General features: G+C 43.3%; 23 protein-coding genes. 13 read left to right on the plus strand and 10 right to left on the minus strand.

The annotated features are described in order from the left end of the window. Positions 1-106 precede the first annotated feature (106 nt). From AM500_RS06750 to AM500_RS06760, 3 genes are all read left to right on the plus strand, one after another. Positions 107-1,138: a glycosyltransferase family 2 protein gene (locus AM500_RS06750; protein WP_053598551.1), complete on the plus strand. Its 1,032-nt coding sequence runs from the start codon at positions 107-109 to the stop codon at positions 1,136-1,138. Then, the gene (locus AM500_RS06755) at positions 1,107-1,520 is read left to right on the plus strand and encodes a GtrA family protein (protein WP_053598552.1); all 414 of its coding nucleotides are present in this window, start codon (positions 1,107-1,109) and stop codon (positions 1,518-1,520) included. Before AM500_RS06750 ends, AM500_RS06755 begins: the two co-directional genes overlap by 32 nt. A 95-nt stretch (positions 1,521-1,615) precedes the next feature. Beyond that, positions 1,616-2,245 (plus strand): LysE family translocator, encoded by a 630-nt coding sequence (locus AM500_RS06760; protein WP_053598553.1) that lies wholly within the window; start codon positions 1,616-1,618, stop codon positions 2,243-2,245. A gap of 48 nt (positions 2,246-2,293) precedes the next feature. Here AM500_RS06760 and AM500_RS25405 read toward each other — a convergent pair whose 3' ends face one another. Next, complete coding sequence (locus AM500_RS25405; RefSeq protein WP_156319767.1) at positions 2,294-2,461, minus strand: hypothetical protein; 168 nt, start codon at positions 2,459-2,461, stop codon at positions 2,294-2,296. A gap of 150 nt (positions 2,462-2,611) precedes the next feature. Between AM500_RS25405 and AM500_RS06765 the strand changes: the two genes are divergently transcribed. After that, positions 2,612-3,415 (plus strand): TraR/DksA C4-type zinc finger protein, encoded by an 804-nt coding sequence (locus AM500_RS06765; protein WP_053598554.1) that lies wholly within the window; start codon positions 2,612-2,614, stop codon positions 3,413-3,415. 250 nt (positions 3,416-3,665) lie between these two features. On the opposite strand, the gene AM500_RS06770 is transcribed toward AM500_RS06765, so the two are convergent. Further along, positions 3,666-3,866, minus strand: a complete 201-nt coding sequence (locus tag AM500_RS06770) for a YozQ family protein (RefSeq protein WP_053598555.1) — start codon at positions 3,864-3,866, stop codon at positions 3,666-3,668. Between the two features lie 134 nt (positions 3,867-4,000). Between AM500_RS06770 and AM500_RS25410 the strand changes: the two genes are divergently transcribed. Beyond that, positions 4,001-4,153 carry a hypothetical protein gene (locus tag AM500_RS25410; protein WP_156319768.1) on the plus strand — a complete coding sequence of 51 codons (153 nt, stop codon included), beginning with the start codon at positions 4,001-4,003 and terminating at the stop codon, positions 4,151-4,153. 45 nt (positions 4,154-4,198) lie between these two features. On the opposite strand, the gene AM500_RS06775 is transcribed toward AM500_RS25410, so the two are convergent. The 4 genes from AM500_RS06775 to AM500_RS06790 all read right to left on the minus strand — a co-directional run bounded on the left by AM500_RS06775 (position 4,199) and on the right by AM500_RS06790 (position 7,195). After that, a complete protein-coding gene (locus tag AM500_RS06775) occupies positions 4,199-5,329 on the minus strand; it encodes a hypothetical protein (RefSeq protein ID WP_053598556.1) in 1,131 nt (376 codons plus the stop codon). Further along, positions 5,316-5,888: a sigma-70 family RNA polymerase sigma factor gene (locus AM500_RS06780; protein WP_053598557.1), complete on the minus strand. Its 573-nt coding sequence runs from the start codon at positions 5,886-5,888 to the stop codon at positions 5,316-5,318. Before AM500_RS06780 ends, AM500_RS06775 begins: the two co-directional genes overlap by 14 nt. 111 nt (positions 5,889-5,999) lie before the next feature. Next, entirely contained in the window at positions 6,000-6,488 is a 489-nt protein-coding gene (locus AM500_RS06785; RefSeq protein ID WP_053598558.1) for an HIT family protein, read from the minus strand. A gap of 461 nt (positions 6,489-6,949) precedes the next feature. After that, positions 6,950-7,195 (minus strand): hypothetical protein, encoded by a 246-nt coding sequence (locus tag AM500_RS06790; RefSeq protein WP_053598559.1) that lies wholly within the window; start codon positions 7,193-7,195, stop codon positions 6,950-6,952. 211 nt (positions 7,196-7,406) lie between these two features. On the opposite strand from AM500_RS06790, the gene AM500_RS06795 reads away from it, so the two are divergent. The 3 genes from AM500_RS06795 (at position 7,407) to AM500_RS06805 (ending at position 10,268) form a co-directional block, all read left to right on the plus strand. Continuing rightward, positions 7,407-8,654, plus strand: coding sequence for a S8 family peptidase (locus AM500_RS06795; RefSeq protein ID WP_053598560.1), 1,248 nt, complete (start codon positions 7,407-7,409; stop codon positions 8,652-8,654). A gap of 187 nt (positions 8,655-8,841) precedes the next feature. Continuing rightward, positions 8,842-10,062 (plus strand): helix-turn-helix domain-containing protein, encoded by a 1,221-nt coding sequence (locus AM500_RS06800; RefSeq protein WP_053598561.1) that lies wholly within the window; start codon positions 8,842-8,844, stop codon positions 10,060-10,062. Positions 10,063-10,073: 11 nt separating this feature from the next. Then, complete coding sequence (locus AM500_RS06805; RefSeq protein WP_053598562.1) at positions 10,074-10,268, plus strand: hypothetical protein; 195 nt, start codon at positions 10,074-10,076, stop codon at positions 10,266-10,268. Between the two features lie 523 nt (positions 10,269-10,791). On the opposite strand, the gene AM500_RS06810 is transcribed toward AM500_RS06805, so the two are convergent. After that, a complete protein-coding gene (locus AM500_RS06810; protein WP_053598563.1) occupies positions 10,792-11,955 on the minus strand; it encodes an FtsW/RodA/SpoVE family cell cycle protein in 1,164 nt (387 codons plus the stop codon). Positions 11,956-12,927: 972 nt separating this feature from the next. Between AM500_RS06810 and AM500_RS06820 the strand changes: the two genes are divergently transcribed. The 3 genes from AM500_RS06820 to AM500_RS06830 all read left to right on the plus strand — a co-directional run bounded on the left by AM500_RS06820 (position 12,928) and on the right by AM500_RS06830 (position 15,074). Next, complete coding sequence (locus AM500_RS06820) at positions 12,928-13,128, plus strand: cold-shock protein (protein ID WP_043932249.1); 201 nt, start codon at positions 12,928-12,930, stop codon at positions 13,126-13,128. Positions 13,129-13,327: 199 nt separating this feature from the next. Next, entirely contained in the window at positions 13,328-14,500 is a 1,173-nt protein-coding gene (locus tag AM500_RS06825; RefSeq protein ID WP_156319769.1) for a trans-sulfuration enzyme family protein, read from the plus strand. Positions 14,501-14,579: 79 nt separating this feature from the next. Further along, complete coding sequence (locus tag AM500_RS06830) at positions 14,580-15,074, plus strand: spore coat protein (protein ID WP_053598566.1); 495 nt, start codon at positions 14,580-14,582, stop codon at positions 15,072-15,074. A gap of 178 nt (positions 15,075-15,252) precedes the next feature. On the opposite strand, the gene AM500_RS06835 is transcribed toward AM500_RS06830, so the two are convergent. From AM500_RS06835 to AM500_RS06850, 3 genes are all read right to left on the minus strand, one after another. Continuing rightward, entirely contained in the window at positions 15,253-15,495 is a 243-nt protein-coding gene (locus AM500_RS06835) for a hypothetical protein (protein WP_053598567.1), read from the minus strand. A 150-nt stretch (positions 15,496-15,645) separates the two neighbouring features. After that, positions 15,646-16,080 carry a spore coat protein gene (locus AM500_RS06840; protein ID WP_053598568.1) on the minus strand — a complete coding sequence of 145 codons (435 nt, stop codon included), beginning with the start codon at positions 16,078-16,080 and terminating at the stop codon, positions 15,646-15,648. Positions 16,081-16,474: 394 nt separating this feature from the next. Further along, positions 16,475-16,705, minus strand: coding sequence for an excisionase family DNA-binding protein (locus AM500_RS06850; protein WP_053598570.1), 231 nt, complete (start codon positions 16,703-16,705; stop codon positions 16,475-16,477). A gap of 145 nt (positions 16,706-16,850) precedes the next feature. Between AM500_RS06850 and AM500_RS06855 the strand changes: the two genes are divergently transcribed. Next, positions 16,851-18,044, plus strand: coding sequence for an MFS transporter (locus AM500_RS06855; protein WP_442854006.1), 1,194 nt, complete (start codon positions 16,851-16,853; stop codon positions 18,042-18,044). Positions 18,045-18,088: 44 nt separating this feature from the next. Further along, positions 18,089-19,153, plus strand: a complete 1,065-nt coding sequence (locus AM500_RS06860; protein WP_053601649.1) for an AbrB family transcriptional regulator — start codon at positions 18,089-18,091, stop codon at positions 19,151-19,153. Positions 19,154-19,200: the final 47 nt, after the last annotated feature.

Consider the following 19,200-nt stretch of genomic DNA (forward strand, 5'->3'; position numbering starts at 1 on the left):
ATAACTTTCGCATACCGAGCTTCAAGAAAAGGGCAGGGACTTATTACTTCGAAAAGGCCCATTAAATAAAAGAAATCAGAACGTTGGCACACTGGAGGTACCTATTATGACTGAACCAGTCTTAACCATTGTTGTTCCATGCTATAACGAGGAAGAAGTATTGCCGTTGACTATGACAAGCTTGAGTGATTTGCTTAGCCAAATGATTAAAGACAGGCTAGTTTCTCCCCGAAGCCGTCTTCTTTTCGTCGATGACGGAAGCCGGGATAGGACGTGGGAGATTATTTACAAGACAGGCTTCGCAAATGACCTTGTAAAAGGTGTGAAGCTTGCCCGAAACGCTGGACACCAAAATGCACTGCTCGCCGGAATCTATGCGGCCAAAGACGCATCCGACTGTATCCTGTCTATAGACGCTGACTTGCAGGACGACATCGAGGTTATACCCCAGTTCATCGAAAAATACCTTGAAGGCAATGAGGTGGTGTACGGGGTAAGAAGAAAGAGGGACACGGATACGTGGTTTAAGCGATTTACTGCGCAGAATTTTTATAAGGTCATGGCCAGGCTTGGGGTAAAGCTTGTCTACAATCATGCAGACTTCCGCCTTCTTGGTAAAAGGGCAGTCGCGGAACTTGAACGTTTCAGGGAGGTTAATATGTTCCTAAGAGGGGTAGTTCCTCTGCTCGGTTTCAATTCTGCAGAAGTATATTATGACAGGCAGGAGCGCCAGGCTGGTGAATCGAAATATCCATTAAAAAAAATGCTGGGGTTTGCCTTCGATGGTATTACATCGTTTTCCGTAACACCAATCCGTTTCGTACTTATACTGGGCCTTACGTCTTCACTAATAAGCATTTTGTTTGGGCTATATTTCCTTTTCCTGAAGTTTTTCGGGGAAACAGAGACAGGCTGGACCTCTCTGATTGTGTCGATATGGCTAATCGGGGGCCTTCAGTTAGTGGCAATTGGCCTCATCGGAGAATATATTGGCAAAATTTATAAGGAAACGAAACAAAGGCCAAAATTCATCGTCGACGTTGATATGTTCAATCTCCCGTTCCTGCGCAATAGTAAGCATGAACCTGAAATGGAGCGGATGAAGCTTGATCGAAGTAAAGTACCTGAAACCCACTAACTCATTCATTCGCTTTGCCATGGTCGGTGTCGCCAACACGGTTGCCGGCCTATTAATCATGCTTTCATTATTAAATCTATTCAATGCTTCCTACTGGATTTCTACCTTCATTGGCAACACAGCTGGGGCTGTACTAAGCTTCTACCTTAATCGAACCTTCACTTTCCGTAGCAAGGTTCGTTTCACCAAGGGTGCTCCAAGATTCGTACTCGTTATCTTAGTTTGTTATATTTTCTCCTACTGGATAAGCGGCAAGGTTGTAGCGCTTGGTATTGCAAGCTTTCTTCCAGCGGGCCTCCACAACGATGCGGCGGTCCTTATCGGAAGTGTCATATATACAATCAGCAATTACTTTGGTCAAAAATTGTTCGTCTTTAAATAGTGCATCGAGATAGAGGTTTTTTATTTTATAGTCGTACAGGCCCCCTTGCCTGAATACAATTTGTAGACAGGCTTTTTTGGGGGGGACTTCATTGCATGAGTATTTATTTAAGTTACATACTGTTAGGTCTATCACTTGCCGCGCCAATCGGGCCAATTAATGCAGCTCAGCTGGACCGCGGGATCCGCTACGGCTTCTGGCATTCCTGGCTAACAGGTGTTGGTGCTGCTGTGGCAGATGGAATATATATGCTCATTGTCTATGTAGGTGTTGTTAAATTTATTGATGCTCCATTGGTTCAAACCTTCCTGTGGCTGTTTGGTGCCTTCGTTCTCATCTACAGTGGTGTTGAAAGTCTAATTGGAGTAAAAGGGCTCACCATTGATCGGGGCCAAAAAAAGGAACCGCTTATTAGATCGTTCATGTCCGGTTTTTTCATGAGCTTATCCAACCCTTTAACGATATTATTTTGGCTGGGGATTTATGGGTCTGTACTGGCCAAAACCGCTGCTTCCTACGGTCAAGGGCAATTGGTACTCTACAGCCTCGCCATATTCACCGGACTGTTGATATGGGACATCTCTATGGCAACACTTGCTAGCGCAGCAAAACGCTTCTTAACATCAGCCTTTCTTACCGGAATCTCCATACTATCCGGACTATCCCTAATTGGCTTTGGCATCTACTTCGGCTGGCAAGGCATCAAAGCCGTACTCGCATGGTAGCTTATAGGGGTCAGACCCTTACCCTTGGGGGGAAGGGTCTGACCTTTTTTATACCGTTCTTCCTGTAGCACCCGGCGATTTATCAGTATTGCCCTGGCCATTATAGTCATTAGCTCCGTTTTTCTTCCCCGGCGGCTGGTTGCGGTCAGAGCCAATGTATTCTCCTTGGTGTTTTTCCTGGATATGCTGGAATTTCCCTTTATCACGATTCGGCATTGTTTTTCCCTCCTTATACCTTTAGCTTGCAACTCCGGATCAGCCTTATCCGAACAAATTTCTGCATAATAACAGGCTGTTTATTTGAAACTAAAGAGAAGATTGCAACCGCGCATAATGTGTGCGGATTATTAGGAAAGGGGCCAGCATATGTTATCTTCAAGCCAACTGGAAGAGCTGCGGTCTCGCTTGCTTAAGGAAAAGGCGGACCTGGATGAGCATTTTTCACAAAACGATGAATTTGGACTGCAGCGTGGGCACGACCATGAATCAATGGGGGAGCTCTCAAGCTACGATAACCATCCGGCCGATGACGCGACCGAATTATATGAACGGGAAAAGGACATAGCCCTAAACGAACATTACAATCAACAAATTGACAATATAAACAGGGCGCTCGAAGCGATGAATAATGGGACCTATGGAAAGTGTCAGGTTTGCGGTAAGGAGATTCCATATGAGCGACTTGAAGCACTTCCGGATACAACCTACTGCAAGGAGCACAGCCCCGACCGGGTAACCTCGCATACCCGTCCTGTCGAGGAAGGGGTTCTAATGCCGCCTTTCGGCAAGTTTGATAAAGATGAAGAAGACGAAAGTGTTTCCTATGATGCCGAGGATGCCTGGCAGGAAGTCGCCTCATATGGAACATCGGAAACACCATCCGATTTTGCCTTTACGGATGAAAAAGACCATTATAATGATGATTACATCGAGTCTGAAGATCCAGTTGGATATGTCGAGGATTATGAAAACTTTGTAGGTGTCGACATGTATGGAAAGAATATCACTGTCTTTCCCAATGGACAGCATCGAAAATATGAGCAGGAGCTTGATGAGGCAGGGACGATGACAGCATTTGGAGACTTACCGGCTTATGAGCATGATCCATACGTTGATGATGATCCTGCTGACGGCCTGCAAGACCGGCATGGGGACGGGGACGGGCGCTAAGCCTGTTCCTTTTTTTAAGTTACCTGTAGAGGAAGAGCGATGAATGATAACTCGGTGTCCCAACAGAAGCCAAATGTCATTCATAAAGATAATCAATTCAAACGAGCCACAAGAAGGCAGCGGAAAGTGGCGGGGATAACAAATAAAAAGGTGTCCTTGAGGAACCCTCAAGGACACTGCTTGCACAGTTTTACTATAATCTTTTAGATAAATCGAAAGCATTATTTCTTTATGGCATAAGAAAAACTTCTTATTTACCCCTTGGCAGGTCTTCTTCACTGCCATCTGGGCGCTCGATTTTACCACCGATTTCACCTTCCATATAGCTATCCATTGCTTGCTCATGTGTTTCGGCCAAACCCGAGGATAATTGATCATCCTTTTGATAATCAGAGACATCGTAAATCTTTCCGGCAATTTTTGTGGAGTCAGTTTTATTATCTTTGTTCATTTCACTCATCCTTTCTAGGTGTTCTCGTTTCTACGTTATTTTTCACAAAAAAAACTGCTTTACTCATTTTTAATACCCAACCATGTTTCTAATAACCTATATTGGAGAAAAGTAAAGTAAAAGGAGGAGATTTCATGAAGGAAAACGAACAAGAGCTGCCATTGCCGTCAAGAAGAAATCTCGATGAGGCATTTCATAGCCTTCAGGACACAATAACCAGGATAACGGTTGAGGAAGAAGAGGAAATGGTTAAACAGGAAGTAGACAGACAGGAGCCCGAAATGTAAAAAACATTCGCCGCCTCTATCAAAGCGGCGGCGAAAACTCTGTTCTTATTGAATTGGCAGCCAGTTTACTTTCCAGATACCTTCCTTGTTTTTTGTGAGTGCAAATGCCAGGCCATCAAAATCCGAGATGTGGATGATTGCTGTACCATCACCGCGCAGCTCTTCCTTTACCATCCCGGAATTTTTTACAATAGTTAATAAATCTATGACATCCTCATCGTTTTGATTTTCCGACTCCTTAATATATTCTTCGAGTGAAGCAAACGGTGCATGCACATCGGGACTGCTGTTGTACAGGGCATATTGCGCAGCATAGTCTTCTTTTTCATCCGCATGGAAATATAGCAGGAATACGGAGAATGGATCAAGTCCGTTAAGTAACTTATCATCATAGCTCGTTGAATACTTTTCGTATATCGCATTTAACTCTGTATTTAGGATAATCGTGCCAGCCGAATCAACAGAAATCTTTCTGGAGGTATATGTTCGGGGTGGATCATCCTCCATAACCTCACGCCTTAAATTAATGACATCTGCAACATCTTTGTCACGATGCTGGAGGGCTGTATAGGAAGTGATTTCAATTTTCACATTTTCTGCTATGCTGCCAGGATTAATTTGATATATTTTCTCAACAGTTTTCATGTCGATGTCATTAAAGACCAACTCGCGAACATCGCCGTGGGCTGTAGGCAGCAACTTAGCAGAATGGGCATCAGGGATAAAAACAATCTTGTTGGCAAATTCGCCGGCTTTTTCATCTTGATAAACTAGGATACCTGACAATACAGCAACTCCTTCAAACGTTGCTCCCATTAAATTGGATTGCCCGTTATTAGGCGTTTTTCTAACAAGCTCCCAACCCTTCAGGATATCACCCTTCTCGATATGTTCATAAAATGGGAGGCCGCTTGACTGAGGATTTGGAGTGGAACCCGTTATGCCTTCCAGGTATCCTAATTCGGTTGCAGCAATTCCGCCAGCTAAAAAGATAAATCCTGCAGCTGCAATAGCTGTCAGTGCTTTAGGTAGAATATCGCGCTTTTTTCGCGGCTTTTTTCCTTTTAGCGACTGAATCCGGTTCATGATTTGCTCTTTTTCATTAACGGTTAAACGCGCTTCTGCCAAAGCGCTTCCGTGCATGGCACTTCTCAGCTCCTTACTAAACTGATTCACAATTGCCACCTCTTTCAGTCGGAGTATAGGTTTTCCTCAACTTATCCTGGGCCCGGTACAACCTTGTCTTCACGGTACTGGGTGAAAGATCTAGAGTTTCACTTATTTCCACAATGGAGAGGTCCTGGTAGTAGTGAAGGAGGAGAACTTCCCTGTATTTGAAAGGAAGTGACCAGACCGCTTTTAAAAGCTGCTGATTTGAATCATTTGCCAATGCCTCTTCCTCGGGAGTAAGTCCTTTGTCTTTCAAAAAAGAAAATATCTTTTCGGCAGTAGAAATATGGCGATGATGCCAACTCTTCACATAGTCCCTGGAACGGTTTATCGCAATTGCATAAAGCCAGGTTTTATATGACGAACGGCCTGAAAAGCTGTCTAATTTTAAATAAACAGCAACAAACACATCCTGTACGAGGTCACTGGCGATTCCCCAATCCCGAACATACGAATAAATCAACCCTTTTACACTGTCGCCGTAGGCGTCCATCAGCGCTTCCAGCTTTGCTTCATTATCATGCGCATGATTAATCCGCCTTTCCGCTAAATCATTCGGCATCATCTATCCCCCTAATGTGACTTCCTTGTTTCCCTTTAGACGACAGCAAATTAGTAAAAGCTTCATTTTTTAAAAATTTGATAAAAGAAACGCAGCAAAAAGGCCGGAAACCTTTTAAATTTCCTGTAGTTTTCTCCTTAATTTATTGAGGGCGGCATGGACACTCTTCCGGTTTTCTTCAGTGTTAAGTTTATGCCTTGCCTGGAGAAGGACTGGACGGACAGATTCGACAGAACGGCCAAACGCCTCCATCCACTGGTATCGGGGAACCATCCATATATGAAAATGATGGGTAGTGTCTTCATTATAAAAATAATAAACATAATCAATTCCAAGAGCTTCACGCTGTGCGGCCCGGATTTTCCTGAGCATGTATATCAGGTCAGCGGCCTCCTCATCGTAAATTTCATCCATGCAGGAGAAATGCCGCTTTGATGCAAGAATGACAAGCCCTTCGATAGGATAAGCTACATCCTGGTGTGCATGGAAATATTCCGATTCGATTACGGTGCCGCCTTCTGGTTCAATAAGCCCGCTTGTTATGGCGCAGCTCAAGCATTGTACTTCCACTGTTTCTCCATTAGCGAGAGTAATTTTTCTCATAACCTTCACTCCAATCCCCTATTTCAACTAGTAGAATAGCATTCGGATAGGTATAAGGATACAAAAAAGTAAAAATTTACAGACGGTATGTACTACTTAATAAATGTAGCAGTAATGGCGGTATTCTTGTTCTTAAAGGTAAAACTTTAAAAGGGCAGCGGGTTTAGCTTAATTCGGATAGTACCGTGTTCTCGCAATAGGAGAATCGAGAAGAAGAGGGATGGACTGACATTAGGTGGGCGGGAGGAGATGTTCTAAAAGATTGCGGGAGGTTAGCATGTTTCGATGATTCCGAAAACAACTTATGGGTTATTTCCCTGGACCATTAATTAAGATTAAACAGATAAACTTTCATTACTATTTCGGAAAAATATACAAATTTTTGTAATTTTATACACAACCAGCCAATTTAAAAAACAGGCCCAAAAATTTTAGGGACCTGTTTTTTTTATTTTCCCAACTTAAAAGTGGTTTGAATCCATCATGTTAAAGTTTTTGGATGCTTCAGCACCACCAGTTCCATGACAGCTTTTATACATTTCCTTTAGCTCTTTTTCATTTATTTCAGGGTGCATTTGCTGGATATGCTCTTTCATTTTCCCGAAGTTTATATCTATTCCTTTACCAGTTTCCTCTGCTAAAGCACCAGCCGAGCTTGCACCTAATAAAATAGCTGCTCCGAAAAGTGTAACCGCGAATTTTTTCATTTTTATCTCCTCCTAATACGTGATAAATATATTCTACTAGGCAGTTATGCAGAATTTTTGCAGAAGAAGTGAATAAATTGTGAGCTCTTACGCGATAATTTTCCCAATAATCAAGATGAGTTTGAGATTGCTAGTATCTGAATTGTTTAAATATACTAATAATACGCAGCACACATTGCTGCAGATTTTCACACTCGAGAGGAGCAAGCAAATGAAGCAGAGAACCAAAATAGGATCGGCTGTTTTGAGTTTAGTATTGGGAGTTTCCGTTTTTGCTACAGCCGCATTCGGGCAAGCACCCGAACAGGCAGCGAAGGATTCCTACCGGGTATTGATTAATGGAAGCAGTTCAGAAAAAGCCACGGCAAAGCAAAACTATGGAAAGCGCCACGATTTTGGCGTTCAAGGATTCACTACGACAGTCAATGAAAGCCAATATAAGGCTTTATTGAAAAATAAAAACCTCAAAATCGAGTTAGTTGAACAAGTCCAGATTGATTCCAAGCCTGGCGGTGGTGATGCATTAGCACCTACAGATCAGACTCCTTGGGGAATTGAAGCCATTTATAATGATTCTACTATTACACAAACAATCGGCGGTGATGGCATCAAGGTAGCTGTCCTGGATACAGGCGCGAACACGGCACATACAGATTTGGCTAACAATGTTGAACAATGTAAAGATTTCACTCAACGCACATCTCCACTTGTTAATGGAGTGTGTAACGATAAGAATGGCCATGGAACTCATGTTTCCGGAACAGTCCTTGCTAATGGAGGAAACGGAACTGGAATTTATGGGGTTGCCCCTCAAGCGGAGCTTTGGGCATATAAAGTGCTGAATGACCGTGGCTCAGGCTATTCCGATGATATTGCGGCAGCAATTGAACATGCAGCTAATGAAGCAAACCGCTTAGGTGTAAAGACAGTTATTTCAATGTCCCTTGGTTCCAGTACCAAAAACACATTGATTTCCAACGCTGTTGATTACGCTTATGGCAAAGGTGCCCTTGTTGTTGCCGCGGCTGGTAACTCTGGTCCTAGTGCAAACACAATCGGCTACCCTGGCGCTCTGGTAAATGCGATTGCTGTTGCATCCCTGGATAACACATTTGTAAATGGAACACATAAAGTATCCGACTTCTCATCAAGGGGTAACCCAAATACAGACGGAGATTATGTAATCCAGGAACGTGATGTGGAACTTTCTGCTCCGGGTGGGGCAGTATATTCAACTGCTACAAGTGGTGGATACACAACTATGAGCGGCACTTCAATGGCAACCCCTCATATTTCTGGGCTTGCAGCGAAAATCTGGGCTGAAAACAAATCACTCTCCAATGTCCAGCTTCGTACTGAGCTTCAAAATCGCGCAAAATTATACGACATTAAAGGTGGTACAGGTTCTGCTACTGGCGATGACTATGCATCAGGCTTTGGATTCCCGCGAGTAAAATAAGGGGTACAAATAAAATCCACTATACGACACAACACGATCTGAATCCCATGCCATCCAGCCTTATTGCTGGATGGTTTTGGGTATTTACTGATAATATAGTAAAATAAAATTCTAATTATTAAGAATAATCTCGTTTCATTTTGCTCATTTCGTGATAGAGTAAAAAGAAAACAGTTGGTGAGGTTTTATGGAAGTTGGACCATTAATTAAGTACTACAGGACTCAAAGGGGGATGACGCAAAAGGAGCTTGCTGATGGAATATGCTCCATTCCTCATCTTAGTAAGATTGAGCACAACTCCAAGGAAGGGAATAGGGAAACCATTGCACTCCTGCTTGAAAGGCTGGGAATAGAGGTCGAGGATATTGAAGGAAAAGATGGGGAGATCAAGCAGCTGCTAGAAGATTTTGATGCAGCGATGAATTTCCAAATTCGGACCGAAGCCGACTTTCTATTTGAAAGACTATCAGGTTTAGGCAGTCTCATTCATTTCTCATCGTATATGTATACATATGAACTCTATAAATATAGATATCTTTTGTTTAAGGGGTATGCAAGCGATGCAGAAAGCCAGAATGATTTGCTTAGGAAGCAGTCGAACAATTTTTCCCGGGAGGAGAGAAACCTATTTGATTATTTTATCAGCATTCATTTAATGTCCAAGGCAAAATACCATCAAGCCGATCTTATCCTAGAAAGACTGGACGGCCAATTTATGGGAAATTTGAATATCGGTGAGTTCCTTTATCACCGGGCATTTGCCAAGAGCCACATGCTGGAGCCAGGCCATGCCATTCATTTTGGTAAAAAAGCCCTTCAGCATTTTATGGAGCAGCATAATTTTAGGCGAATCCTTCATGTGCTAATGCTGCTTGGCATCAACTACACCCATTCCAAAATTTATGAAGAAGCGTCGTCATGCTTCGTGCATTTAATCCGCAATGCTGAGCTTCTGAACGAGCAGGCGCTGCTGCCAATGATTTATCACAATATGGGTTTCCTGCAAAAAAAAATGCAAAAACCAAATCAAGCCATCCACTTTTTTGAAAAAAGCCTGTCCATGAAAAAGGAAAAAGGGATAGATTATCTTGTCACTCTGTATACCATTGCTGAGACGAAGCATTCTACAGGAGAAACCGAAGTAGCAAAGGCCTATTTCGAGGATGTCCTCGCCCAGGCTAACGAGCTGGGCAGTAAGAAATACAAGAATCTTGCGTCTTTCTACCTGATGCTGGATTCCTCCGAACCAAAAGCATACGAGTATTTACAGGCAAAAGTTATTCCTTTGTTGGAAGATGGGAAAGAGCATAAAGATGATCTTGCCCATTTCTATAAATTGCTTGCCGAACATTACACCCAGGAGGGAAAGTTCGAACAGGCAGTCATTTATTTAAATAAAATTAATTGAGGAGGAGTACAATGAAAAAAGCAATTATCATCCTTAGTTCGGCATTTGCCCTTGGTTTGTTCGCAATAGGTGCTGCACCTGCATCAGCACACCCTATCCATCCGCCGTTAACGGTCGAGGATACCGCCGCAGCGCATCCGATCCACCCACCGCTTTCTGTAGAGGATTATAAGTCTGCGCATCCAATTCACCCACCACTCATCTAGAAAACCGAATAAAGCGAAAGGCGCACCCACTAAGGAGTGCGCCTTTTGTCATCACTAGGAAATGCTAAATTTCGGACTATGGAAACCTTTTTAATTGAGTGTGTCTACGTCTAGCTCCAGAAGTAAAGCTTCTACGAAATTACGCTATAGCTCACTGGAGGAGCGCCTACACGCGCGCAAACTTCAGGCCTCCTTACAACGGTGAGTCATGCACGAATGAGCAATCGCTCTTCGTGATTCCTTCCCACCACCTAAAGGGATAGTGGGCCTCCTTCGTAGGCTAACCGTCCTTAAAAGTCCAATTCAAGAGCTATAGTGAAACTTGCCGCTATGCTGTCAGCGGTATAGTTGAACCAATCGGGTTCGTAGTGCCGCTTAATCGCCAAGCTCTTCGGCGAATTAGCGGCAGTAGAACGGGACTAACCATCAGCAAAAAGCGCTGATCGAAGGTTCATTTTATCTTAGTCGAAGCCCTCCAGTTTTGTACGGTGATAACCAAGGCGCTTCCGCTTTTGTTCAGCAATCAATCACTATTTTCCCCAAACATGTATTTCCTCGTTTTAGCGGAAATGTTTAGGACAAGCGCCAGTGAAAGCATGGTTCCGAGCAGTGAACTTCCGCCGTAGCTCAATAGCGGCAGAGGGATACCTGTAATTGGTACAAGCCCGATAACCATTCCGATATTTTCAAAAATATGAAAAGTGAGCACTGAAATGACGCCAGTTGCAATAAGACTTTCATAATAACCCTTGTTCTGGAGGGCGATTACGATAATTCGATAAATCAGCATAAAATACAAGGATATGACAATGCTTGCACCGAAGAAACCAAATTCTTCTCCGATAATCGTAAAGATAAAATCGGAATGAGCTTCTGGAACATTTACCTGGGCCAGGTTAAAGCCTTTGCCGTACATTGTCCCGGAGCCGATAGCCAGAATCGAATTTGCCAGCTGGTATGACGTGTTTCCGCGGTCCTCAAATGGTTCCAGCCAGGAATGAATCCTGTTGAGCTGATACTGGTCCATGAAATTAAGGAACCAATCCGGGTTTGTTATATACATATACACCAGCCCGCCGAGTACAGCGGCAGCAATCAACCCAAGTGTCGCGATAATTCTCCAGTTAATCCCCGAGATAAAGGTCATCCCTATAACAATTGCAGTCATTGCCATGGCAGTTCCCGCATCGGGCTGCAAAAGGATAAAACCGAGCGGAAAGGCGGCAGTCAGGCCAATTTTACAAAGCAGAAGAAAGTCGGTTTGCAATGTCCTATTTAAGTGGACTTCATTATGGTTCACAATAACCCTGGCCAGGAAAATGATCAGAAATACCTTCATAAATTCGGAAGGTTGCAGTGATCCAAAGCCAGGAATCTCAAACCATGCTTTTGCGCCCTTCGTCTCTGGAGCAATCGATTCCGGAGCAAGAAACAGCACGAGCAAGAGCAAAACGCCAAACCCGTAAATATAAGGTGAAATCCTCTTAATCTGTTCAAAATCAAACAGGTAGACAAAGGATGAAAAGCCTATTGCTACAAAAAACCAGACAACCTGCCTTAGTGCAAAGTTGACATCATAAGGTGAATACTTTTGTGCGCTGTATATAGAAATACAGCTTATAATCATAAATAGGAATATGATGAACACTAAAGTGACATCAAAGTAACTTCGTTGTGATTTATCCATTTACATTCTCCGATTACTCTAATATTTCGCAGGGCAGCTAACTAATTCTCATTTACTAAGGATCAATAAAAATATCTTTAGCATTTTGTTTTCAAGTTTTTTAAAAAAGCATTATTAAACATCTCTGTTGAATTGCATATGACTAAGAGAAACCCAGGAGTAAACCATTGCAGGGACAAGCGGATTTCAACTGCTCTAGGCCTCGTAATATATTTAGGTGAACTCAAAAAATGAATTCTTTTAGACTCTCGCAATCTAGTTTTAATCCAACCCTAAGACAGTAAAACACATTTGGGTGCACTATTTCTAGAGTTCCTGAATGCCCGAGGATGAATATATTTTCTTGGAGCTTCAGCTTTAAAAAATTAGTGTAAGGATGCCACTGATAATTAGTGTACCTTATTTTGTGTGCAGAGGTACTTTTTGGGGCAGGAAATTTGATAAAAATTTCAATGTATCCCGATGTGGTTGAACAGATCTGGAAGTCCCTATATATTATACAGGAGGTTATCGTGCAATTGGTAAGAAAGATATCATAATCTAAGAGCATAAATATGATGTTAATTACACGGATTATTAAAATCCCGAGCTCTGTTAAGACTTTATTAGGGCAGGCTCCTATACCGGGAAGAATCAGACTGCTACGGCTGCAAGTCATTGGCACCGTTTTTCCTCAACTGTTATCATGGAGAAGATATTTTTGGACTAAACTGGAAACGCATTTGATGTTAGAATGTCAAACACTTGATGAAGGAAGAATTTTTAACATCTTAAACCTTTACGGGACAAGCTTTTTTTCAATTATGGAAAAATTAGGATGAATTCTTTTACCCCCAAGACTTGCCTTTTTTATTTATCCATGTTATTCTTATCAAGAATTATTTTTGTTCGGTAACATGCGACATCGCCTGGATACGTTTGAGCAAGAATAGTAATACAATTGTGTGCGAACCACACGAGGAGGCAACAAACATGGAAAACGGTAAAGTTAAATGGTTTAATGCAGAAAAGGGCTTCGGTTTCATCGAACGCGAAGGCGGAGACGATGTATTCGTTCACTTCTCAGCTATCCAAGGCGAAGGCTTCAAAACTCTTGAAGAAGGCCAAGAAGTAACTTTTGACGTTGAGCAAGGCGCTCGCGGACCTCAAGCAGCAAACGTTCGCAAAAACTAATTAGTTTTTGCTCCATACAAACAGGCTCCCCCAGGGGAGCCTGTTTTTTTATGCCCGTTTTTCTATTTTTCTTTGGGCTTTAGCCTTAGAAAAATCAATCGGGCTTAGCGCGACTAACAATCAGTGGAAAAACCATCCACTGATTGAAGTTTCACTTTATGCAAAAGCTAATGGAAATTAGATAAGGATGGATTGAATTATGGATGAGCAGTGGACCCGCGATCTGGAAATCTGTCTAGAGCTAGGGGATAGACGCAAGGAATTTGGCGGGGCTGTTGTGCCCCCCACTTTTGGAGGCACATTATTTGTTTATGATACTACGGATAAACTATCAGAAGCCGTTCTGAATGAGCAGGGGAACTATGTGTATACAAGAGGTACGAACCCTACTGTTGAAACTGCCGAACTTAAGATGGCAGCTCTCGAAAGGGGAGAAAAGTGTCGCTGTTTTTCTTCCGGGATGGCCGCCATTAGTGCCGCACTGCTGAATTCTGTTAAAAGCGGTGACCATATCCTTTGTGTAAGTAATTTGTATTTCTCGACAATGGATCTAATAAAATATTTGGCTAAATTCGGGATAAGTTACTCGGTCTGTTATGAAACCGACGCAGATTCAATAGAAGCCAATATCCAGCCCAATACATCGGTTATATTTATGGAGAGTCCGTCCTATATGACGTTCCGGATTGCGGACCTGATTGGCATTACCTCACTGGCAAGGGCTCGTGGTATTCGGACCATCATTGATAATACGTGGGCCACTCCGCTTTTTCAGAAACCTCTTTTATACGGTGTTGATATCGTTGTCCACTCGCTCTCTAAATATCTCGGTGGTCACAGCGACCTGATAGGCGGTGCTGTTATTGCAAGCAAAAGCATTATCGATACTCTATTTCAAAAAGAATTTCTCCTGCTTGGAAGTACATTTTCGCCGTATGAAGCAACTCTGCTGCTAAGGGGATTACGGTCTTTTCCATACAGGATGCTTGAACATCAAAAAAATGCTATGAAAGTAGCAGCCTATCTAGAACAGCATCCAAAAGTTCAGACTGTCCATTATCCGGGGCTATCTACCCATCCAGAACATAAACGCGGAAAAAATTATTTTACCGGGTATAGCGGACTGATGGGCTTTGAGGTGGAGGGAGGCTATCAAGGGGTAAAACGGATCCTGGACAATTTTAAGTATGTTAAAATCGGTGTATCCTGGGGATCATCTGAAAGCCTGGCTCTCTCTCCCAATACCGGGCAAAATGAGCAGCAGCTAGTGAATGAACGAATTAGCCCAGGTACAATTCGTTTGGCGGTTGGCCTTGGTAGCTGTGAGCGAATTATTGAAGATCTTGAACAGGCGTTGGTTAATAATTTTTAAAAAACTGTTGGGACATTTAACCATTCTCCTGCCTCCTGAATATCGTAAAGTGATGTTTTAGAAAACGGAGGTATGAGAGATGAATGATGAAGAACGCAGGACACTTGCCTGGCATGAAACACTTGAGATGCACGAACTTGTAGCCTTCCAGTCCATTGGAGTTATGAAAATGAAAATAGGCATAAAAAAGATCACAGATGCAGAGCTGCGCGAGATTTATCGCCGAACTATCCGTGACCTTGAAGAAAACCTGACTGAGCTGCTCCAGTATTATCCATCCGCTCCGGGCTATGGCGGCCGGGATGAGGATGATTTGAGAGAGGATACAACTTTTTATGCAGGCGACCTCCTCGCAATGTCCAAAACACTAGTCAGGAATTATGGAATTGCCATTACCGAAGTTGCAACTCCCCAGCTGAGGCGCACATTCCAAAACCATATGATAAAAGCGGTCAAAGGCCATGAGCGGATTTATACCTATATGTACTCAAGAGGGTTGTACCCTTCCTATGATCTCGGGCGGCTGCTGCAAAACGATGTGACTCTGGCAAGGAAAGCAATCAGCATGCAATAGACATTTTCAATAAGCAAAAGCAGCCTATTTGAAAGGCTGCTTTTGTTATGAAAAGGCGAGGTTGGCTAGCTGGTAAAGAGGCATCTCTATAAATTTGTTCAAGTTCTGCTAACCCACAGAAAAATGGGTTATGGGAAAGCAATATAAAATCCCATCCAATACCCTTCTGGATGGGACTTTAGTCAATTTCGCGGTAATGGAGGAGCCTGAAACGCGTACCGTCTTTTACGATATTTTCTGAAAGTGGTTTCCCGGTATCCTGGACAATCAGGAAGATATCCCCGTCTTTTGGGCGAGAGTGGCTCCGCAGTTTTTTAAAAAGAAGGTCTGAAGCAACTTCTATAGATGAGGCCTCGATTGTTCCAAATTTACTGATAGAAAAAGCATGTTTTTGCTTGGCTTTATATATGGAAAATTTCATATAACGTCTCCTTCTTTTTCCCCGTATTCCCGCTTGAAAGTAAGATTAAACCGGCAAGCCTTAGGTGAAAAGATAAGGAGAGTTTGTATGTAGTACAAACAATAAAAAAGCAAAAGGGACAGGATTTCCCTGCCCCGTGCCAAGCAAGCCTTAACGGCAGCCGCAGCCTTTGCCCATATGCTTGCCGGAATACGCGCCGGCTACACCTGTTCCTGGTCCCATTGCTGGTCCAGGCTGATAAGCACCGGCGACGCCAGTACCAGGTCCCATCATGCCAGGCATCATACCAGGCATCATACCAGGAGTCATTCCGGGGGCCATTCCAGGGCCGGGCGCATAAGCACCAGCAACGGATGGACCAGGCGGAAGGCCAGGCTGAGGGCCGATGTCTGACATTGATGTCACGTTCTGGAAGGACTGTGACTGCGGGAAGAAATGTGCATTCTGGATATTTGTATGGTTTACATGTGTCGTATGAGTTGGATGCACATGCGGCTGCAGAACGTTATTGTAAGAATGAGTATAGCAGCACTTTGTAGGATGGACGATTGCAGGCAATACCTGCGTTGGTCTTGGACAATGCATTCTATTTTCCCCTCTCAATAGGTTTTTGTTACAGTATTAGCGTATGAGAGAAGGTGTGCTATTGTACTAAGGCAAGTACCTATTTTTGCATGAATCCTATATACAAGGAAATGTAAGGATTCACATGGCTCCACTATTTCTACTTTATCTACAAAATCATTAGTCAGTCTGACACAAACTCCGTTTTCAAACCAGTACATCGATGCGTTACAGGCATTATCCGCTACCTTTCCCCTTATACAAATACCAGCAGCAAAAATCGCTGATGGAGGTTTCACCTTATCTCCTTCGAGGCACCAGTCCATACGGCGCTGACCACTAAGGAAAGCTCCTGAGAATAATCATCGCAGGGACAGGCGGGTTTTGCCTGTCACGAGGCGCTTGCGCTTTTCTTTTAATCTTCATCTTTGATGTCTGGATCTTCTGGGATTGGCTCACTCCGCCATTCCTCTATTAGCTGTTTCACTTGTTCAAGGTGGTCCCAATGATTTTTAAATTGGTCGCGATTAATAAGATATTGGTCACCATCAAAGACTGCGCGGATTTTCTTTAGACTGACAAGCGATTTTACCTGTTCTTCTGGCATGGACAAATACTCGGCAGTTTCTTTTATCGTTAAGTACATAGTACTCCCCCTTGTAAAAATATTTCGATATCTGAAGGATTATATTCTTTCTTTTATAACTATTGAGGTAAAATAAGAACCATAAAAACTATCAAAAACCTTTCATCATACAATTATACATAATGGGGGGGCACCTGGCATGCAAATCGGGCAGGAAAACCAACAAACCGATCATACGAGTTCAGCTAAAATCTGGACAAGGGATTTTATTTTAATCTGTTTTGCAAACTTCTTTGTTTTTCTCGGCTTTCAAATGACGCTTCCAACGATTCCGCTATTTGTCGAGCATCTCGGCGGGAACGACCAGATGATTGGCTTTGTTGTTGGTGCGTTCACCTTTTCCGCACTTATCCTTCGCCCTTTCGCAGGCCAATTTCTTGAAACAAAGGGAAGGCGGTTCGTCTTTTTAACCGGGCTTGTGATCTTTGTTTTTTCTGTTGGTTCATTTGGCTTTGCGACAGGATTTGTATTCCTGTTTCTGATCCGTTTCATTCAGGGAGCGGGATGGGGCTTTTCAACAACCGCATCCGGGACGATTGCGACCGACCTGATACCGCCCGCCCGCAGAGGTGAAGGAATGGGCTATTACGGGTTATCGGGGAATTTAGCATTGGCGGCAGGTCCATCCCTTGGGCTTATCCTGGCTGGGTTTATTCCGTTTAAAACTTTATTCCTAATTTGTTCGGGTTTGGGACTGGCCGCGTTGCTGCTCGCTTCAACGATCCGCTACAAACGTGTCGAGAAAAATGCCAGAACGACCGCCCTTAAGTGGGACTTTTATGAAAAAAGCGCCATGCAGCCAGCAATCCTGATGTTTTTCATTACCGTGACGTTTGGAGGAATCGCAGCTTTCTTACCGTTGTATACAGCACAGAAGAATATCGGCGGGATTGAATTGTATTTTTTGATTTATGCGCTCGCACTAATGCTGACTCGGGCGTTCGCAGGCCAAATCTATGATAAGAAAGGGCATAGGGCTGTAATTATTCCCGGAACCTTCTTAATCCTTTTAGCCATGGTTCTGCTCGCCTGGCTTCCGAACCAAATTTCTCTTTTTGCGGCTGCCATCCTCTATGGCCTGGGCTTCGGCACCATTCAGCCAGGCTTACAGGCATGGGCAATGGAAAAAGCTCCGAAAAACCGACGGGGAATGGCGAATGCGACGTTCTTCTCGTTCTTTGACCTTGGAATTGGCGTTGGTTCGCTTCTATTCGGACAAATCGCCCATAACTTTGGCTACTCAAGCATTTATTGGACTTCTGCAGGCTCGGTACTTTGTTGCATGCTTTTTTATTTTTTCTTATTGTCTAAAGAGGCTGGGAAGGGTCATGCAGTTTAATGAATTTTATTAATAGCAAATTCAGCTTGGAGAATTGGAAAGGTATGAAACGACACTTCCGAACTTTAAAAACTATCTTATTTACATTGATTCTCGCTTTGCTTGGTGGGATTCTTTTTAGTAGCGCTGGCCTGCCTGTACCGTGGCTTCTTGGCCCTATGGCTGCCACGCTTACAGGCTCCATGCTTGGACTCCACCTCTACTGGCCATCCAGGCTTAGGGACACAGCGCTGATTATCGTTGGCTACTCGCTAGGCCTTTCGTTTACAGGTGAAGCTGTGGGACAGATTTCAAGCCATCTACTCTCGATCATGTTGATGACCATATTGTTGGTAGGCTATTGTTCTTTGATGGCTGTCATTGTATCGAAACTCTCCGGCGTTGATTATCAGACGGTACTGCTAGGAAGCATCCCAGGGGGGCTCTCCCAGATGATTACACTGTCGGAGGAAATCAAGGAAACCGACAGCTCGGTCGTTACGATTTTCCAAGTGACCCGGCTTCTGTTAATTATTTTCATTGTTCCGTTCATTGCCGTAAAATCAGCTCCAAGTTTCAATGGAGGGCCAAACATATCCGAAAGTTTTGCAGCCGAAATGTTTCCATGGATTTTCGTATTCGCGCCACTTGCTATTTTATTTGCTATTCTTGGTAAAAAAGTAAAGCTGCCTACTGCATTCTTGACTGGTCCTCTTTTGATTACAGCTGCACTTACAGCAACAGGGATTGAAGGCCCAGTTTTACCTGGTTTTATGCTTGATTTGTCTCAATTTTTAATTGGTGCCCATCTTGGGCTCATGTTTAAAAAAGAAAGTTTTGCGGCTCAGGGGGCACGATTAGCATGGGCTTTGGTCTCGGGGGTATTGCTGCTTGCTGGGGCAACAGCACTGGCGTTTCTGTTAAAGGCAGCCTATCGTATGGACTTCATCACTAGCTACCTTAGTATGGCTCCAGGCGGAATGGATCAAATGAGCATCATCGGCCATGAAGCTGGCGCCGATTTATCAATCATTGCGGGCTACCAGTTATTCCGGCTTTTCTTTATCTTCTTTGCATTGCCATATTTGATAAAAGGATTATTCTCCCTTTTAGGCAAAAAAAAAACCTAAGTTAGCTCTACAAAATCAATAATTTCACTAAATGTCGAATTTTCGCT

It is taken from the genome of Bacillus sp. FJAT-18017 (assembly GCF_001278805.1).
GTDB lineage: Bacteria > Bacillota > Bacilli > Bacillales > Cytobacillaceae > Bacillus_D.

Excerpts from the sequence above, each read along its gene's own strand:
- AM500_RS25405 (WP_156319767.1), bottom strand. The coding sequence starts at position 2,461 with ATGCCGAATCGTGATAAAGGGAAATTCCAGCATATCCAGGAAAAACAC.
- AM500_RS06765 (WP_053598554.1), top strand. The coding sequence starts at position 2,612 with ATGTTATCTTCAAGCCAACTGGAAGAGCTGCGGTCTCGCTTGCTTAAG.
- AM500_RS06835 (WP_053598567.1), bottom strand. The coding sequence starts at position 15,495 with ATGAAATTTTCCATATATAAAGCCAAGCAAAAACATGCTTTTTCTATC.
- AM500_RS25410 (WP_156319768.1), top strand. The coding sequence starts at position 4,001 with ATGAAGGAAAACGAACAAGAGCTGCCATTGCCGTCAAGAAGAAATCTC.
- AM500_RS06770 (WP_053598555.1), bottom strand. The coding sequence starts at position 3,866 with ATGAACAAAGATAATAAAACTGACTCCACAAAAATTGCCGGAAAGATT.
- AM500_RS06860 (WP_053601649.1), top strand. The coding sequence starts at position 18,089 with ATGAAACGACACTTCCGAACTTTAAAAACTATCTTATTTACATTGATT.
- AM500_RS06825 (WP_156319769.1), top strand. The coding sequence starts at position 13,328 with ATGGATGAGCAGTGGACCCGCGATCTGGAAATCTGTCTAGAGCTAGGG.
- AM500_RS06780 (WP_053598557.1), bottom strand. The coding sequence starts at position 5,888 with ATGATGCCGAATGATTTAGCGGAAAGGCGGATTAATCATGCGCATGAT.
- AM500_RS06790 (WP_053598559.1), bottom strand. The coding sequence starts at position 7,195 with ATGAAAAAATTCGCGGTTACACTTTTCGGAGCAGCTATTTTATTAGGT.
- AM500_RS06800 (WP_053598561.1), top strand. The coding sequence starts at position 8,842 with ATGGAAGTTGGACCATTAATTAAGTACTACAGGACTCAAAGGGGGATG.
- AM500_RS06820 (WP_043932249.1), top strand. The coding sequence starts at position 12,928 with ATGGAAAACGGTAAAGTTAAATGGTTTAATGCAGAAAAGGGCTTCGGT.
- AM500_RS06750 (WP_053598551.1), top strand. The coding sequence starts at position 107 with ATGACTGAACCAGTCTTAACCATTGTTGTTCCATGCTATAACGAGGAA.
- AM500_RS06795 (WP_053598560.1), top strand. The coding sequence starts at position 7,407 with ATGAAGCAGAGAACCAAAATAGGATCGGCTGTTTTGAGTTTAGTATTG.
- AM500_RS06830 (WP_053598566.1), top strand. The coding sequence starts at position 14,580 with ATGAATGATGAAGAACGCAGGACACTTGCCTGGCATGAAACACTTGAG.
- AM500_RS06785 (WP_053598558.1), bottom strand. The coding sequence starts at position 6,488 with ATGAGAAAAATTACTCTCGCTAATGGAGAAACAGTGGAAGTACAATGC.
- AM500_RS06850 (WP_053598570.1), bottom strand. The coding sequence starts at position 16,705 with ATGTACTTAACGATAAAAGAAACTGCCGAGTATTTGTCCATGCCAGAA.
- AM500_RS06810 (WP_053598563.1), bottom strand. The coding sequence starts at position 11,955 with ATGGATAAATCACAACGAAGTTACTTTGATGTCACTTTAGTGTTCATC.
- AM500_RS06760 (WP_053598553.1), top strand. The coding sequence starts at position 1,616 with ATGAGTATTTATTTAAGTTACATACTGTTAGGTCTATCACTTGCCGCG.
- AM500_RS06805 (WP_053598562.1), top strand. The coding sequence starts at position 10,074 with ATGAAAAAAGCAATTATCATCCTTAGTTCGGCATTTGCCCTTGGTTTG.
- AM500_RS06840 (WP_053598568.1), bottom strand. The coding sequence starts at position 16,080 with ATGCATTGTCCAAGACCAACGCAGGTATTGCCTGCAATCGTCCATCCT.